The organism is Marasmitruncus massiliensis (assembly GCF_900186535.1).
GTDB classification, from domain to species: domain Bacteria; phylum Bacillota; class Clostridia; order Oscillospirales; family Ruminococcaceae; genus Anaerotruncus; species Anaerotruncus massiliensis_A.
Window position 1 is genome coordinate 1779036 of the sequence record NZ_FYDE01000005.1, and the last position, 15236, is coordinate 1794271.

13 protein-coding genes are annotated in these 15236 nt (G+C 47.5%); 11 read left to right on the forward strand and 2 right to left on the reverse strand.

Annotation, left to right across the window (positions count from 1 at the left end; translation table 11 throughout):
- Positions 1-49: 49 nt before the first annotated feature.
- A complete protein-coding gene (locus C1A10_RS16660) occupies positions 50-1183 on the reverse strand; it encodes an ABC transporter substrate-binding protein (protein ID WP_145997757.1) in 1134 nt (377 codons plus the stop codon).
- A gap of 282 nt (positions 1184-1465) precedes the next feature.
- Here C1A10_RS16660 and C1A10_RS16665 point away from each other — a divergent pair, with 282 nt between their 5' ends.
- From C1A10_RS16665 to tnpA, 4 genes are all read left to right on the forward strand, one after another.
- Positions 1466-3208 carry a sensor histidine kinase gene (locus tag C1A10_RS16665; RefSeq protein WP_101911322.1) on the forward strand — a complete coding sequence of 581 codons (1743 nt, stop codon included), beginning with the start codon at positions 1466-1468 and terminating at the stop codon, positions 3206-3208.
- A gap of 20 nt (positions 3209-3228) precedes the next feature.
- Positions 3229-4716, forward strand: a complete 1488-nt coding sequence (locus C1A10_RS16670) for a response regulator transcription factor (protein ID WP_180951196.1) — start codon at positions 3229-3231, stop codon at positions 4714-4716.
- Between the two features lie 594 nt (positions 4717-5310).
- Positions 5311-5934: a thioredoxin family protein gene (locus C1A10_RS16675; RefSeq protein WP_101911324.1), complete on the forward strand. Its 624-nt coding sequence runs from the start codon at positions 5311-5313 to the stop codon at positions 5932-5934.
- A 105-nt stretch (positions 5935-6039) separates the two neighbouring features.
- Complete coding sequence (gene tnpA, locus C1A10_RS16680) at positions 6040-6468, forward strand: IS200/IS605 family transposase (protein ID WP_101911723.1); 429 nt, start codon at positions 6040-6042, stop codon at positions 6466-6468.
- A 214-nt stretch (positions 6469-6682) separates the two neighbouring features.
- Here tnpA and C1A10_RS16685 read toward each other — a convergent pair whose 3' ends face one another.
- Positions 6683-7534, reverse strand: a complete 852-nt coding sequence (locus tag C1A10_RS16685) for a MurR/RpiR family transcriptional regulator (RefSeq protein WP_101911325.1) — start codon at positions 7532-7534, stop codon at positions 6683-6685.
- Positions 7535-7871: 337 nt separating this feature from the next.
- Between C1A10_RS16685 and C1A10_RS16690 the strand changes: the two genes are divergently transcribed.
- From C1A10_RS16690 to C1A10_RS16720, 7 genes are all read left to right on the forward strand, one after another.
- Positions 7872-9245 carry an FAD-dependent oxidoreductase gene (locus C1A10_RS16690; RefSeq protein WP_101911326.1) on the forward strand — a complete coding sequence of 458 codons (1374 nt, stop codon included), beginning with the start codon at positions 7872-7874 and terminating at the stop codon, positions 9243-9245.
- 95 nt (positions 9246-9340) lie between these two features.
- Complete coding sequence (locus C1A10_RS16695; RefSeq protein WP_101911327.1) at positions 9341-10633, forward strand: citrate transporter; 1293 nt, start codon at positions 9341-9343, stop codon at positions 10631-10633.
- Positions 10634-10655: 22 nt separating this feature from the next.
- Positions 10656-12791 carry a hydantoinase/oxoprolinase family protein gene (locus C1A10_RS16700; protein WP_101911328.1) on the forward strand — a complete coding sequence of 712 codons (2136 nt, stop codon included), beginning with the start codon at positions 10656-10658 and terminating at the stop codon, positions 12789-12791.
- An 11-nt stretch (positions 12792-12802) separates the two neighbouring features.
- Positions 12803-13447 (forward strand): hypothetical protein, encoded by a 645-nt coding sequence (locus C1A10_RS16705; protein WP_101911329.1) that lies wholly within the window; start codon positions 12803-12805, stop codon positions 13445-13447.
- Between the two features lies 1 nt (position 13448).
- Entirely contained in the window at positions 13449-13652 is a 204-nt protein-coding gene (locus C1A10_RS16710; protein WP_101911330.1) for a hypothetical protein, read from the forward strand.
- Between the two features lie 81 nt (positions 13653-13733).
- Complete coding sequence (locus C1A10_RS16715; RefSeq protein WP_101911331.1) at positions 13734-14594, forward strand: hypothetical protein; 861 nt, start codon at positions 13734-13736, stop codon at positions 14592-14594.
- Complete coding sequence (locus C1A10_RS16720; RefSeq protein WP_101911332.1) at positions 14584-15225, forward strand: hypothetical protein; 642 nt, start codon at positions 14584-14586, stop codon at positions 15223-15225. Before C1A10_RS16715 ends, C1A10_RS16720 begins: the two co-directional genes overlap by 11 nt.
- Positions 15226-15236 lie beyond the last annotated feature (11 nt).

Sequence of the window (15236 nt, forward strand, 5' to 3'; positions counted from 1 at the left end):
CCGTTTTAGATGCCCGGTCCAGCGCTGTTTTTTATGAGGGATGCTGTAACTATTTGCTGTTATAGGCTTCCAGCGCCTTTTCCAACAGCTCCGGACGTATGTTGTTAAACACCCGCTCCAGGTCTTCCTGGCTGATTTGCTCGGTGGAAGCGAAAAACTCGGCCATACGCTTAAAAGAAGCGGTTGTGTCGCTGCTGGTGTAATCGGCCACCGTCAGGAAGGGGCGCTCCAGCACCTGGTTGCGTACATCATCAGGATTTACTTCCTGCCCGTTTACCTTGTACCAGTCCACCATGGCGTCCAGCAGGACCTGATCATCTTGGAATGCATCGGCACAGCGCAGCATCTGTGTCAGTAGGGCTACCAGGGCGTCCTGGTTCTCGGGCTTATCATAGAATTTACGGTTTACCACGACGTTGTCGTAATAAGGGCAGTTGGCGGAACTCATGTTTACCGCGGAGATATAACCCTCTTTAATGTAGTTGTCCGTAGTAGGATAGGCGGTTGCTGAGAAGTCTCCTTGGCCAGAGACAAATGCCTGGTATCCTTCGGCGTGGTTCATGTTGACCATGCTGATGTCCGATTCGGACAAGCCCATGGCGTTCAGGTACTCTGTCAACAGCAGGTGATGTCCGCTGCCGATGGGAAACATGAAGACCGCGCCCTTAATTGTATCGGGGTCGCCGTACATGTCGGGATATTCGGGCAAGTATCCTTTTATTTGAGCAACTGGGCTATCCGGGCGAACCATAAAATCTATGCCTGCAGAACTGTCCTCATGAGACATGATATGTACCGCGTCATATACGCTGCAGGAGAGAACGCCAGCCGCTCCGATGGTAGCAATATCCCATAAATCGGCGCCGAGCGCTTCATTCATGGGGGCCCCGCTTTGGAAGGTGCTCAGTTCAAGTTTAAAACCGTTTTTCACATCCCAACCCTGCTGGCTGATATAATACATGGGAAGACTCAGTTGCTGGGGCATAGCGGCTACGCGGATCTTAACCGGTTCACCAATCGACGTGTTTTCCGAAGCAACTTCGTTTTGTTGCGCTGGCTGGGCATTTGAGGTCCCTTCAGATGCAGGCGCCGACGACAATGAGGTACCGTTCCCTCCGGCGCAACCGCTGATACACGCCGTTAAAAGGCAAAGGATTATTAGTAGGCTCAACCGTTTTTTCATTTGTTAATGCATCCTTTCTCAAAACAATTTTTTAAAGGTCCGCAAAAAACTTAGTGTTATTATGATACACTGTTTTTGCTCAATAGCGTTATCAGGCAAATGACATTACATAATTTTTTTCTGACATTCCATACGATTTAAAAGAGGAATGTTATAAAAAAATTGATCTTTTATTACAAAATTGACAATATTTAAAATTGTAATTCGATAAGAATTTTGTCATAATAATTATGGTGGGTTTTGACTAAGGTTCTGTCTTGTATTGAGATAAAGAGGTATTGTATGTACAGTATAAAACAGATGTTGCAGTATTCGGTATCTGCCATGCTGGTGTTGTTGACTGCGTTGATTACCGTTCCTTTTGCGATCTATAATGAACACAACATGTTGCAGGTGCTCAGCGAAGATAGACAGGATAGCCTGAGCTTGATATCCCAAAAAGCCGACGCCATATTCAGCAGCGCCGGAGCGATCTCGGATTTGCTATACCGCGACGAGTTAATTGCCGGTACGATTATGAGTGACAGTACGGATATGTTAAATCTTCCTTCTATAAAAGCGCAGATTGATCAGACCTACACAAAATATTACGAGGCCTTCAAGCAGATTGATGTTTCGTTTTACATCGTCTGCATCGCTAATAACGGGTTTCAGTATTCTTCCAGAAGCGATTATAAAGACACGGATTTTCAAAGAATCCGTTCTTTTTCCTGGTTTACTAAGCACATTGCCAGTAAAACCAATCGATACATTATTAATACAGTTAACGAAAGGGATGGAAATTTCAGTATTGCGGTCATCCGCAACTTGTTTACTCAGGACGGCGCCTATTCTGGCTCCATTTTTGTATGTGTGCCTGAATCCATATTGAGCAACACCTATAATAATCTGATTGATAAGCAAAATAAAATATACATACTTGATACTTTATCTGTCGCGATCTCCAGCAATGACAAGTCAAAGCTGGGCACGGTTCCCTTTGTCGTCCCCGACTACCGATTTGTAAGAGGCAACGAAAATTACTCGATCCATCAATCTCAGAATCAGAAGTTTTTCAGTGCGAAATTCACATCGGAAACTACAGGATGGACAATCTATGAGCAGATACCGCTTGTCCTGATCCGGCGGCCAATCCGCCAATTACTGGGACAGGTAATTGCCATTGCAATTTCCGGTTGCATGCTGTCCATTTTGCTATCAACATTACTAGCAAAGAAAATATCCCAACCACTACAGGGCTTTTGCAGCGAAATGGAATTTTCTATTGCTAACTATTTCGAACCGATTGCTGTAAATTACAGCCTTTCGGAAGTTCAAACCATGCGTTCACAGTTTAACCGGTTGTTGGATAAAATCGTATCTCTCATGGAAGGAATTCGTCAGAAGGAGGCTGAGGTCAACACTGTAAAGTTCAACTTTTTAAAGGCGCAGATCAACCCGCATTTTCTTTATAATACGTTGTTTTCCATAAAGTGTACCGTTCTAATGAATCAGCCTCAAAAAGCCTCAGAAATGATTGAGATCTTAATTTCACTTCTACGCAATTCCATTAATTCCAACGATAGCGAAAACAGTTTGTTGGATGAATCTATTTACCTGAGGAAATATGTGGAGCTACAAAACCTTCGTTACGATCATAATATTGCTTTATCCATCAATTTGCCGGAACGCTTTTACACAGCTCGTATTTTACGTTTTCTACTGCAACCCATTGTTGAAAATGCAGTCTTGCACGGCTTGCCTCCTGATGGAGGAAAAATTATTATTAACGTAATGGATGACGAACCAGATCTGCTGATTGAAATCTGTAATAACGGCAGGTCTTTTACCGAAAGCGAACTGCAAGCAGTATTACTCAGCAAAGAAAGCGAACAGCCAAAAAGAAAGAATTCGTCCACTCATATAGGTCTAAATAACATTCAGCAGCGAATTCAGTTGCATTATGGAAAAAATTATGGATTATTTATACGAGACAATCCTGACTACAATACCGCTGTTTGCATGCGTCTGCCAAAAATAAAGTAAACGGCCGAAAGGGGAATTTTGTGCGAAATATACTTGTCATTGATGATGAATACCCGATTCGGGAATGGCTGTCTCGTACAATCCGAAGTCACTTTTCGGATTGCCATGTTGAAAGTGCAATAAACGGTCTTGACGCCCTGCGAAAACTTGATGATATTGATTATCACCTTGTAATTTCAGATATCCGCATGCAGCAGTTGGATGGTATTGGATTGCTGGAACAAATGCAGAACCATTATCCACGGGTTGGGATTATTGTTCTAAGCAGTTATGATGATTATGAATATGTACGATCCGCCTTTAAATTTCATGCCACGGATTATCTGTTAAAAGCAGAGATAAATGAGGAGCGGCTAATACATGCCATCAATCATTTTTTTACAAGTTACTATCAGAACAGCAACAGTGACACATTATCTCAGTTTATCGCCGAGGCCGTAATCCAAAACAATATTGAGGATAAAGCATTTAGAGAAAGTACGCTATCGGAAAATATGCCTGAGCACGATTATTTTTGTTTTCTCACAAAAGCAGAGAGTTATGATTCCAGTGAAATAAAGCAGTATGTACCGGTTGATGACTCCCTCCTCCTGCGTTTTTATGTACCCGTTACCAATGGGATATCAATGGGATGCGCTGAATTTCATTGTCAGCCAAGCAGATTGTTGCAGATGCAAAGCCAATTTGCATTTTGCAGTGAACTACAAAAGTGCAATCGGCTTGCGCTGGTAGTATCCTCTCCCGTTACTGCAGGGCTTGAGAAGTTGCTGTATTTGTTAAAGCAATTATACATTCATCGAAATATAAATTTTTATGGAAAAAGTGTCTACATATTAGGTTATCATCCACAAAATATGGATGCGGATGTAGAGGATCTATACACCGTGTTGCTACAGGCCACGACAAGCTCAGAAATGATCAATATTCTGCATGAAGTAGATAAATTCTGCACCGTATTGGAACAATATACCTATCCCAACATAGACTTTTTGAAAAGTGCAATGGTAAATGTCTGTGAGCATGTCAGTCGTTTCATCTGTGCTAAAGAACACGGCGGGACCCACATAGCCACGCTTACTAGTAATATCCAGGGCAGCAATCATATAGGACAGTTAAAAGACATTGTCAAGCAGTATATTTCTGAAGAACAAAGCAGCATGCCTTTAATCGAGGCAAGAGGATCAGAAAGGATACAGAAGGTCTTAAAGTATTTGGAACAGAACTATATGAAGCCACTCAGTTTGTCCTCTGTGGCGGAGCATGTGCAGGTAAATCCGGAATATCTGTCCAGGCTTTTCAAAAGAAATATGAATGTTAATTTTAACGCTTATTTATGCGACCTAAGATTGCATAAAGCACTTGAATTAATTCAAGGTTCCAATAAAAGAATACAAGATATAGCCTACGCTGTGGGCTTTCAAAGTTTTGCCTATTTTTCCAAGTGCTTTAAAGTCCAATATGGAGTGTCTCCTCTGGAATGGCGTTCTTCGAAAAAGGACACTCCATAATAAAGTCTATTTTCTATTAAATCAATGATGGTACAGTTGTAACGCATGGAACCGTTCGTAAGAAAAACATATGTAAAATCTGTACACCAGACCTGATTGGCTTTGTCTGCCATAAAGTTTCGCTCCAACAGGTTTGGATAGGTTTTGTGGGCATGTCCCTTTTTGTACCCAGGGCGCTTACGGCGGCAGACACATTGCAGATGAAGCTCTTTGTTCATATATTTGTGAACCGTAGTTTTACTTAAAAGCATCTGGTTTCTTGCAAGGAAAACACGCGTACTCCTATGGCCAAGGATTCCGCTGAATTCATGATAGATATCCTTGATCTTACAGCAAATCTCACTTTTCTTTCCATGGTAAGCAGTCTTGGTTTGTTTCAGATAATTGTAGTATGCGTTTGGAAATATTCTCATTCGTTTTAACAGCCAACGGGTTCCGAAATTCCTCTGATGTATTTCAATGAATCGATATGCCACTAATTGATTCCCTTCGCAAAGAATGCCGCTGCTTTTTTTAGAAAGTCGTTTTCCTTTAGATATTGTAATTCATTAGGCAAGAGCGTTACAAGTTTACTACAAAGGGGCGTTCTCAGTGATGTTTATGGCCAAACATAGAGACAGCATTGCCGCAATTCTTATAGTTGCGGGATTTTCCATATGGATTCCTATATTTATTTTTAATTTGTCTGCATTATATTTTTTCGTATCTTCTGCGTTTGGGATTATGGCATTAGTTATTTTAGGCAACAAAAGACCAAAAAAGGTTCGCGCGGCATTATGCTTCCTTTTAATTATTTGCTTTTTTATATTTGTTATGGTTGGTTATATTATCGAATTTGCAAATAATTCGAAAATAAACAGAACAGTTATGAAGTTGGCTCCTAAACATACTCAAGCAATCAAAGTTACCCAGATTTATGATTTGATAAATCAGCCTGAATCAGTATATATTTATTTTGGAGGCACAACCTGTACTGCTTGCATTAACTTTCAGAAAGTATTTGAATTAGTTTATGATAACCCTGAACCCACTGTTTACTATTATAATGCCGAAGAAATGCCAATTGATGAGGCCAAAGCAGTTTTTGCAGAACTTGGGCTTAAATATGTTCCTATAATTGTTAAAATTGATAAAGGTGTTATTACTGATAGTGTTAACAATGCAGATCGCAATCAAATCAAACAATTATTGATGTGTACAACTAAGAGTCATATCTAGCAGATAAAGTAAACACCAGTGCGGTATCTAGGGGACTTTTTCCTCGATTCCTGTAGTCCCTGTGAGGCCGCTCAGTATTGTAATGAACAAGCCACAGATCCAGAGATCTACCTAATAGTTTTCACTCCCAAATACAGAAGGAAGCAGATATATAACCAATTAAGGGCAGATATACAGCAAAACATAAGAGATTTATGTAAATGGAAGGGGGTAGAAATAATAGAAAGGCATATGATGCCGGATCACATCCATTTATTATTATCAATACCGCCCAAAATGAGTATTTCAAGTTTCATGGGGTACCTCAAAGGGAAGAGCAGCCTGATGATATTTGATCGGCACGCAAATTTGAAGTACAAATATGGGAATAGACATTTTTGGGCACGAGGGTATTACGTGGACACAGTTGGTAGGAATAAGAAGCAGATTCAAGAATACATAAAAAAGCAACTGGAGGAGGACCAGCTAGCGGATCAGATGAGTCTAAAGGAGTACACAGACCCGTTTACGGGTAGCAAGAATACCAAGGCATAAAAAAACACCCCTTTAGGGGTTGCCCGAAAAAGCAATGCAGGTGGCAGATCTTTCGGGACCCCTTAGGGGTATTGTTTGTATTGTGCCCTTCTAGGGCCATTCAAGCCTCCGGCTTAGCCGGAGGCTTTGACTTATTTCCCGAAGATTATAAATGGCGCTATTGTATTACTATGTGTATCAGCATTGCCTTTGATTTCTAATCAAAAGGTTCATACTAATATTCCAACAGATAATTATCAATGATTTGATTGGAGCCCAGCAGGGCATCGCTGTCCAGCTTCTTCTGGCGTAAATCCTTGTCGCTGTTCAGAAGGGCGCTGTACAGAACGTCCACGACATAAAGAAACATCAGGCTGTTTGAGAGCGACAAAGCGTTGCGGGTGATGATCTTAACGCTTGTGACAAACTTAAAATCCACAAGGCTGCTCAGCTTCGGAGAATCGTAGCTTGTTATGCTGAGTATCTTTGCGCCGCGATCCTTACAAATATTGACCGCTTGAAAAATGTCGCGCATGAGGATGGACGGTACAATCACGGCCACAAGATCCCGACTCTGCACACCAGAGGCGAACATCCGCATACTATTGGCATCGGTCACGCATTTTACATTCAGCCCCACCATGCTTAGCTTGAATTCCAATTCCATGGCGGCAAAAGCGGTACCGGCAGTAGAAAATATGTAGATACGGGTGGCGCTTTTGATACCGGCTACCGCTTGGAGGACGGTATTTTCATCCAGCATCGCGGAGGTATTCAGAATCATTTGGCGGTAATCGCGGCTGATAGATGACGTAAAGGTCATATCCTCAGGCTCGCCGCGTTCTTTCATATTATTATAGTAATTTTCCTGGGCAAGCGCGACTTTAAAACTGTTGAAACCTTTGAAACCCAGCTTTTTGCAGAAACGATTGATGCTTGCCTCCGAAGTGTTTGTGTTTTTTGCGATGGCGGATATGGTGCTGGTAACCACATCCTCAGAATAATTCATCACATATTGAGCAATTTCGTTTTCGATGACGGTGAGGCTGGGCTGCATGGATATTATTTTAGATATGACAGCGGCCATAGAATATCACCTCTTTTGTATGACAAAGACATACCAAGAATCGTTTTCCAAAATTTCACTACTTGAATTCATAATGATTATACAACTATAGCATAAATAAAACAATCAGTAAATATCATGCTATTAAAAAGAAAATATCAAAAACTATCAATCGATATAAAAAAATCTATCAAAATGATTGACATTATTTGAAAGCAGTGCTAATATTATCCTATAATATTTATCAAAGTGTGATAAATTTAGTTATAATGTACATATAAAATTTTAATCGCTACTGTAACATGTTGTTTTATCCCGTCCAGTCCCAACTTAAATTTTCAACAAAGGCGGTATGACAATGGCAAATTCAATTTATGACCGGCAATTTGATGTTATTGTTGCGGGAGGAGGGGTATCCGGCTGCGCCGCCGCAGTTGCGGCCGCCCGTTGTGGCGCCGACGTGCTGGTGGTGGAACAAGGCGGATACCTCGGAGGAACTCTGACAAGCTGTGGGGTAGGACCCATGATGACTTTTCACGCCGGTGAAAAGCAGGTAATCCGCGGCTTCATGCAGGAAGTAGTGGACGCGCTTGTAAATAGGGGATATTCTCCCGGGCATGTACCGGACACCAAGCAGTACACTGATACGGTGACGCCCTTTAACGCCGAGGGATTAAAGCTTGTACTCGACGAACTGTTGACCAGTGCCGGCGCAACGCTGTTATTCCACAGCTTTATCGGAGCGGTAAACCGGGAGGGCGATCGGCTCACCGGGCTGACTGTTTGTAACAAGGATGGGTTAAATTCGATAAAGGCCAAAGTGATTATCGACGCTACCGGCGACGGGGATATTGCCGCCTGGGCCGGAGCGGTAATGACCCGGGGCCGCCCTGAGGACGGCGCGGCGCAGCCCATGACAATGAAAATGAAATACTGCAATGTAAACACCAAGGTACTGAAAGCGCATGTGTTGATGAATTTAGAGGATTTCCCGCAGATGAGAGAACATGCCGATCTGCTGCGCCGCGACATTCCGATGGACCTCGAGGGGTTTTCCGGTGAGGTGGCGCAGGCCAAGGCGGCCGGGGAGCTGGAGATGGCGCGGGAAAACATCCTGATGTTTGCTACCGACAGGGAGGGCGAGTACATACTGAACACCACCCGCATCATTGAGCATGATGCTACAAGCGCGGCGAGCCTCAGCGATGCCGAGCTCGTCGGCCGCAGACAATGTGATCAGCTTGACCGTTTTATGCGCAAATATGTGCCCGGCTTTAAAAATGCCCTGCTGGAATTCACCGGCCCTTCAGTTGGAGTGCGCGGCTCGAGACAATTGGTCGGACGTTACACCCTCACCGCCGCGGATATCCTTGCGTGCAGGCGTTTTGACAGTGTAATCGCTCACTCCGGCTACCCTATTGACATACACAACCCCAAAGGGGAAGGGACAACCAGCACTTTTTTAAACGAACGCGGAAGCTATTATGACATCCCTCTCGAGGTGATGATATGCGAAGAGATCGCCAATCTTGTCGTGACCGGCCGATGCTGTTCCGCCACTTTTGAAGCGCAGGCATCCCTGCGATTGTCTCCCAGCGCCGGTGCGATGGGGCAGGCGGCGGGAGTCGCGGCTGCTCAGGCTGCCTCGAAGGGCGGCGATGTGAGCGGTGTGGACGTTGCCGCCGTGCAGGCCGCGCTCAGAGAACAGGGCGCATATCTTGAAGTCAGATAAATGAAAATTGAGCAATAATCAGTTCAGGCTTTACATCTCATTTTTTACCGGTTTATTTTGGCGAGGCCGCCAATAGAATATGAGGAGGAATTATTATGGCAACCGTACAGGCAATCGGCATCTTTATCATCTTTGCGGCGTGCGTGGCGCTTATGATGCTCCGCAAGCTGCCAACCATCCTTGCCCTGCCAATCATGGCCGTGGGCATTGCGCTGGTAGCCGGCATTCCTTTCATGTCGTCAGACGGTGAAAAGTTCACCATAGCCAAGGACGTGCTTGAAGGCGGCGCGATGCGCATGAGTACAGCGATCGCCGGGCTTCTTTTCGGCGGATGGTTCGGAAAGATACTCACCAAGGTCGGCATCACACGCACCATTATTCGCAAAGCGGCTGAGTTGGCGGGAGACAAGCCTCTGCCAATTGCTCTGGCCTTCCTGCTTGTCTGCTCTATCATTTTTGCTGCGGCCAACGGGTTGGGCATGGTCATCCTTGTGGGTACGATCATTGTCCCCATCATGATCAGCGCCGGAGTCGACCCCTTGACAGCCGGCGCCGTACTCCTGCTGTCCAATGGCATTGGGGTGACTTTCAGTGTAGGTACGCTGGGTGTTTACATAGACACTTTGGGCCTCCCCCTGGAAACAGTCACTGGTTATTCCTGGCTGTGCGGGATTCCGCTGATCGTTGTCTCGGTGGTAATGCTGGTGTTCTGGATTACCAAAAGTCGCAAGACCCGTAAAGCTTGGGCAATGCCGACATTGGAGGGGGAGCAGGTTTCCAGTGAAAGGAATGTCCGTACCATCGCCTTGATCAGCCCGCTGGTTCCCATTGTGCTGGTATTTGCGTTAAAAATGCAGCTGGTACCCGCAATCATGGTCGGCATCGTGGTCACGCTGATTCTCTCCACCCCCAAGAACGTGGTGCAGGTGGTTTCCAGCGGCTTCGTCGAGGGCATTCAGGATACGGCGGGAGCGGCGGCGCTGATGATCGGCATCGGTATGGTGCTGAAGTCTGTCATGGCTCCGGAGGTTGCCGCCGTACTCAATCCAGTGATCTCCGTTATTATTCCCGGTAATCCGATCATGTTCGTTTTGCTGTTCGGCTTGCTGAGCTTCCTGGCGATTTATCGCGGCCCTCTCAATGTATGGGGACTTGGCAGCGGGATCGTTGCCCTTCTGGCAGCCTCCGGCATGAATCCCATCGCCGCCATGGTAGCGCTGCGTCTGGATTCCAACGTGCAGTCGGTATGCGATCCTACCAATTCCCACAATGTCTGGGTATCCGACTTTACGAAAACCGATGTTAACGAATTTTTGAAAAAAACGATTTTATGGATCATGGCCTCTACTTTCGCAGGCCTGATCATAGCAAGCTTTATTGTGTTATAACAAAGATTTTGGAGGCCATTAGATGGGCAAGGTCAGAATAGGAATCGATGTCGGCGGGACTTTCACCGATGCGGTTGTGATTGACAATAACAGTTTTGAGGTCATCGCGAAGAAAAAGATACCAACAACCCATCGTGAGGGTGTAGCTCATGGAGTTGTGCAGATTATTTCCGAACTGATGAAGGAACACGGTATTCTGCCACAGGACGTAACGTTTATCGCCCATGGTACGACGCAAGCCACCAACGCGCTTTTGGAAGGCGACGTGGCCAGTGTCGGAGTCGTAGGCATGGCGACCGGTATGGATGCGTACGGCGCCAGGAACGATACTGCCATTGAGAACATAGAGCTCGCGCCGGGCAAATATCTGAAAAGCGCCGCCACATTTTTAGACAGCAGGCAGATGACCGATGAAGACATCGAATCCGCTATAACCGGGCTGCTTGGGCGTGGGGCGCAGGTCATCGTCGCCAGCGAAGCCTTCGGCGTGGATGACCCCGCCAACGAGCTCAGGGTCATGCAAAAAGCGCGCGACAGGGGTTTATACAGTACCGGAGGCCATGAGATCAGCCAACTATACGGCCTTAAAATGCGCACCCGAACCGCCGTGGTCAACGCCAGCCTGATCCCGAAAATGGTGGAGACGGCTGATATGACCGAACAGGCGGTTAAGGATACCAAAATAGAGTCCGACCTGATGATCATGCGTTGTGACGGCGGCGTAATGAGCATCGACGAAATGCGGGGGCGCCCGATTCTGACCATGCTTTCCGGACTTGCCGCAGGGGTAGCCGGAGCCCTGATGTATGAAAAGATATCCGACGGTATTTTCTTCGAGGCGGGAGGCACCAGCGTCGATATCAGCGTGATTAAAAACGGCAGAGTCATGATCAAGTATGCGCAGGTGGGCGGCCACAAGACCTATCTGCAAAGCCTGGACGTGCGGACCCTCGGTGTGGCGGGTGGCAGCATGATACGCGTCAGGGACGGCAAAATCGTCGACGTAGGCCCACGCAGCGCACACATAGCGGGGCTTGAATATGAATGCTTTGCCTCCGAGGGCGCAGTCGCCGGCCCCAAGATCCGCCTGGTCAGCCCGCGTTCCGAAGATCCCTGCGAATACGCCGTCGCCGTCGCTCAGGACGGCGCGGAATATTCGCTCACGCTGGCCGGAGCCGCCAACCTTCTGGGATATGTGCCGGAAGGCGACTACGCCCGCGGCGTGCAGGCTTCCGCCAGAGCGGCCTGGCAGGCGCTGGGCGAGCATATGGGGACCGGAGCAGAACAGGCGGCCCGGCAGGCGATTGATCTGGCAACAGACAAGCTGGCTGCCGTGGTGGAGGATCTTATAGACGAGTATGAACTGGACAGGGGCTACATCACGCTGGTAGGCGGCGGCGGCAGCGGATCGGTGGTCGTGAACGCGCTGGCGGAAAAGATGGGAGTTAAATGCAGGATCGCCAAAAATGCGCCCTACATTTCTACCATCGGCGTGGCCCTTGCCATGGTCCGTGAGCAGTTGGAGCGTACCGTCCAAAGTCCCACCGACGCCGATATCAAAAAGATACGCGCCGACGTCATCGAACAGATCGTCCGGTCCGGCGCGAAGGAAGAAACGGTCGACGTAGCGATCGAGATAGATGCGCAGAAAAACATCCTGCGGGCAATCGCTACCGGCGCCACCGAGCTCAGGCAAAAAGACCCGGGCGCGGGCACCGCATCGAAGGAGCAGCTGAAACAGGTCGCCGCCGAAGCGCTCGGCGTGGAGCACGATCAGGCCCAGTTTGCCTGCTCTGCCGGCCGCTGGTCTGTGTTCCACGCTAAGGTGCCGAGAAAAGCGCTGTTCGGGTTCATTAAACGCTCGACGCAAAGGCTCGCTGTGGTGGACAGGGAGGGCGTGGTACATCTGCGCAGGGAAAATGTCCGGTATCTCAAGTTCCGCAAAAAGGACAGGGAGCGCAGCTTCAACCCTTTCCTGGACGAAAATACGACCTATTCTGACGCCAACGCCACGATACCCAAGGTGTTCATATTCTACAAGGAAAAGATGCTCGATTTGACCGGTATACAGACCGCCGATCAGCTTTATTCCATTTTGGACCTGGAAACTGAACTGTTACAGCCGGAAGAGGAAATCATCGCGGCAATGTATAAATAAAGGAGAAGCGAATGATCGATGACCGTATACTCGCGCTGTATGAGCTCTCACAGGATATGCTCTTTCATAAAATCCCCGCCGGTCGGCTGAATTACTATATCGACGGTTCTCTGGCGGCCGGCGAAGCGGCGGCACGGCAGTTTTCCGGATGTGATATTTTCGATCTTTACCGCCAGTATGGAATTGTCGTGGATTACCGGACCAATCGCAGTTCAAGCTTCGGCGTCACGCTGCGTGGTCAGGCAGTCATGGGCGAGAAAGAGTGCAGGGTGGAACTATATACCGATTCCATCCGGGCACTGGTGGAGCACAGTAATTATGACGGCTTGCCGGAACTAAATTATGACCGCGCGCTGCGTATTCACCTTTCTCATGAATTTTTCCACTTTTGGGAGTATAAAACAGGAACATCGGTAACGGAGCAGCTGGACAGTGTGGAAACCATAAGGCTGTTCGGCCTTTCGCGAAAGGCAAAGATTAACCGTTGCGGCGAGGTTGCCGCGCATGCGTTCGCCAAGAGGCTGCTCGGGCTTCCCTGCCTTCCGAACCTGTACGATTATATTTACCTGATCGGTACCGGCAGAATGGCGCGAGGGGCTTTTGAGTCCAGGATTGAGACTTTAACGGAGATACTGGCGCCAGTGAAGGCCATTTAACGTGAGCAACCTCGAAAACCAGGTTGTCCCCCCCGCACCCGCAGATTCTGATGTCGTAGGGGACGTACCGGTTTTGACGCAGATGCACACCCGAGCGCACATCTATCGGGTTTTTCTCAAAGCGGCAGCCTATTTGCTACGGCACACCATCGAGTCGTGCGGAATGGACATCAGGAGGCGGATTCTTCTGGCAATGCCAATCTGAAAGGTGATATGAAGCGGTTGACACAGCTCTTGCTGTAACGGCAAACCCATCATAAAAAACAGAGAGAAAGAGGAAGACATCATGGCAAAGGTACAGATCATTTCAACAAGCTGCAACCGGCGTGAATTGGAACTTGAGCAGGTCAAAGCATACTTTCTGGGAAATGACTATATGGTGTCGGAAGACGATTTTGAAACCGATCGCGAGGCCGATGTGATTCTGCTTTCCACCTGCGGATTTACCCGGGCGGCCGAAGACTTTGGCCTTCAGACACTTAAGCGGATCGAGTCAGAGAAGAAGAAGGGGTGCGAGGTCTATGTTGGCGGCTGCCTACCCAAGATCAACGGCAAAGTATTGGATGGCTACATGACCTTTGACCCCCGCAATTACGAGAAACTTGATGAATATTTCGATATGAAGTACAAATTGTGTGACTTCAGGCGCCCCAATATAATCGGTGCGTGGCAGTTACACCCCACCTATCGAGAACACGGACTAATGTCGGCCGATCCGTTAACCAGAGACGAGATCGGTGTTGAAACCTCCAAAGAAAATCTGCGTTCGGTAAAAGAGATCGCAGCCATCATCCGCGAGAACAACGAGTCTACGTTCCGCATCCAGTGCATGCTTGGGTGCGCCTGCAACTGTTCTTACTGCGCGATCAAGTTTGCGATCGGCAAAATCCAGAGCCGTTCTCCGGAGGAGATACTTTCCGAAATGAAGGAAGGCATTGCCGGGGGATACGAAAACTTCCTGCTGGAGGGGTATTCACTCGGCAGTTATGGTTTGGACATCGGGACTAATCTGGGCGAACTTCTCGACCAAGTGATCGAGGTAATCCAAAACCATCCGGTCCGGCTGAGTGTGCCGGATGTATCGCCGCGTTACTTGGACAAATGTGTTGACCAATCCTTACACGTTTGCGAAGGCGATGGAAGATAGCGAACTCCATGTCACCTTCAAGCCTCAATCGTCGGCAAGCGGCGACAGCGATAACAGCGGCGACAGCTCTACCTATACGCCCCCCGCGCCCTCCTCGCCTTGGCTTGAACAAAATTCTGCGCAGGAACTCAGCACAAACGAACAGAACCGTCAAAACGGATTTTTAAGAACCTCGTCAAGCGGCAAGCACGGCGTGCGCAAAAGTTCGTTCGCGGCATTTGGCGGCCTGCGCTTCGAGCACGATACTGTCTTAAATAACGCGGTACAGGTGAGGCTCTACATCGATCAGTCCGAAAACATAACAAAGGATACCCTTGTATCTGGCTACGTTACAGGCACGGAAGTGGAAAGGACCCATAAAACGTTTGAAAGATGGTTCGCCAATCAGCTTCGGGTCATTCATTTCGACCAGCAAGAGGATTGGGGCGTTACCGTAAGAATTGCCGCAAAGGTCGATCTGTCCGGTACGGATACCCAAAATTTGTGCTTCTACAGCTATAACAGGGCGACTAACGCCTGCCGGCGCATCGCGGTACCTGCTTACTGGACTGATCAAAACGGATACCTGCGCTTTATGACGCCTTATGCTGGGGATATTATCATCAGCGAAAGGCCGCTTGAACGCAAATAAACCGTAAATTT

Coding starts and splice junctions, on each gene's coding strand:
- C1A10_RS16660 (WP_145997757.1), bottom strand. CDS start 1,183: ATGAAAAAACGGTTGAGCCTACTAATAATCCTTTGCCTTTTAACGGCG.
- C1A10_RS16665 (WP_101911322.1), top strand. CDS start 1,466: ATGTACAGTATAAAACAGATGTTGCAGTATTCGGTATCTGCCATGCTG.
- C1A10_RS16675 (WP_101911324.1), top strand. CDS start 5,311: ATGTTTATGGCCAAACATAGAGACAGCATTGCCGCAATTCTTATAGTT.
- C1A10_RS16685 (WP_101911325.1), bottom strand. CDS start 7,534: ATGGCCGCTGTCATATCTAAAATAATATCCATGCAGCCCAGCCTCACC.
- C1A10_RS16690 (WP_101911326.1), top strand. CDS start 7,872: ATGGCAAATTCAATTTATGACCGGCAATTTGATGTTATTGTTGCGGGA.
- C1A10_RS16695 (WP_101911327.1), top strand. CDS start 9,341: ATGGCAACCGTACAGGCAATCGGCATCTTTATCATCTTTGCGGCGTGC.
- C1A10_RS16700 (WP_101911328.1), top strand. CDS start 10,656: ATGGGCAAGGTCAGAATAGGAATCGATGTCGGCGGGACTTTCACCGAT.
- C1A10_RS16705 (WP_101911329.1), top strand. CDS start 12,803: ATGATCGATGACCGTATACTCGCGCTGTATGAGCTCTCACAGGATATG.
- C1A10_RS16715 (WP_101911331.1), top strand. CDS start 13,734: ATGGCAAAGGTACAGATCATTTCAACAAGCTGCAACCGGCGTGAATTG.
- C1A10_RS16720 (WP_101911332.1), top strand. CDS start 14,584: ATGGAAGATAGCGAACTCCATGTCACCTTCAAGCCTCAATCGTCGGCA.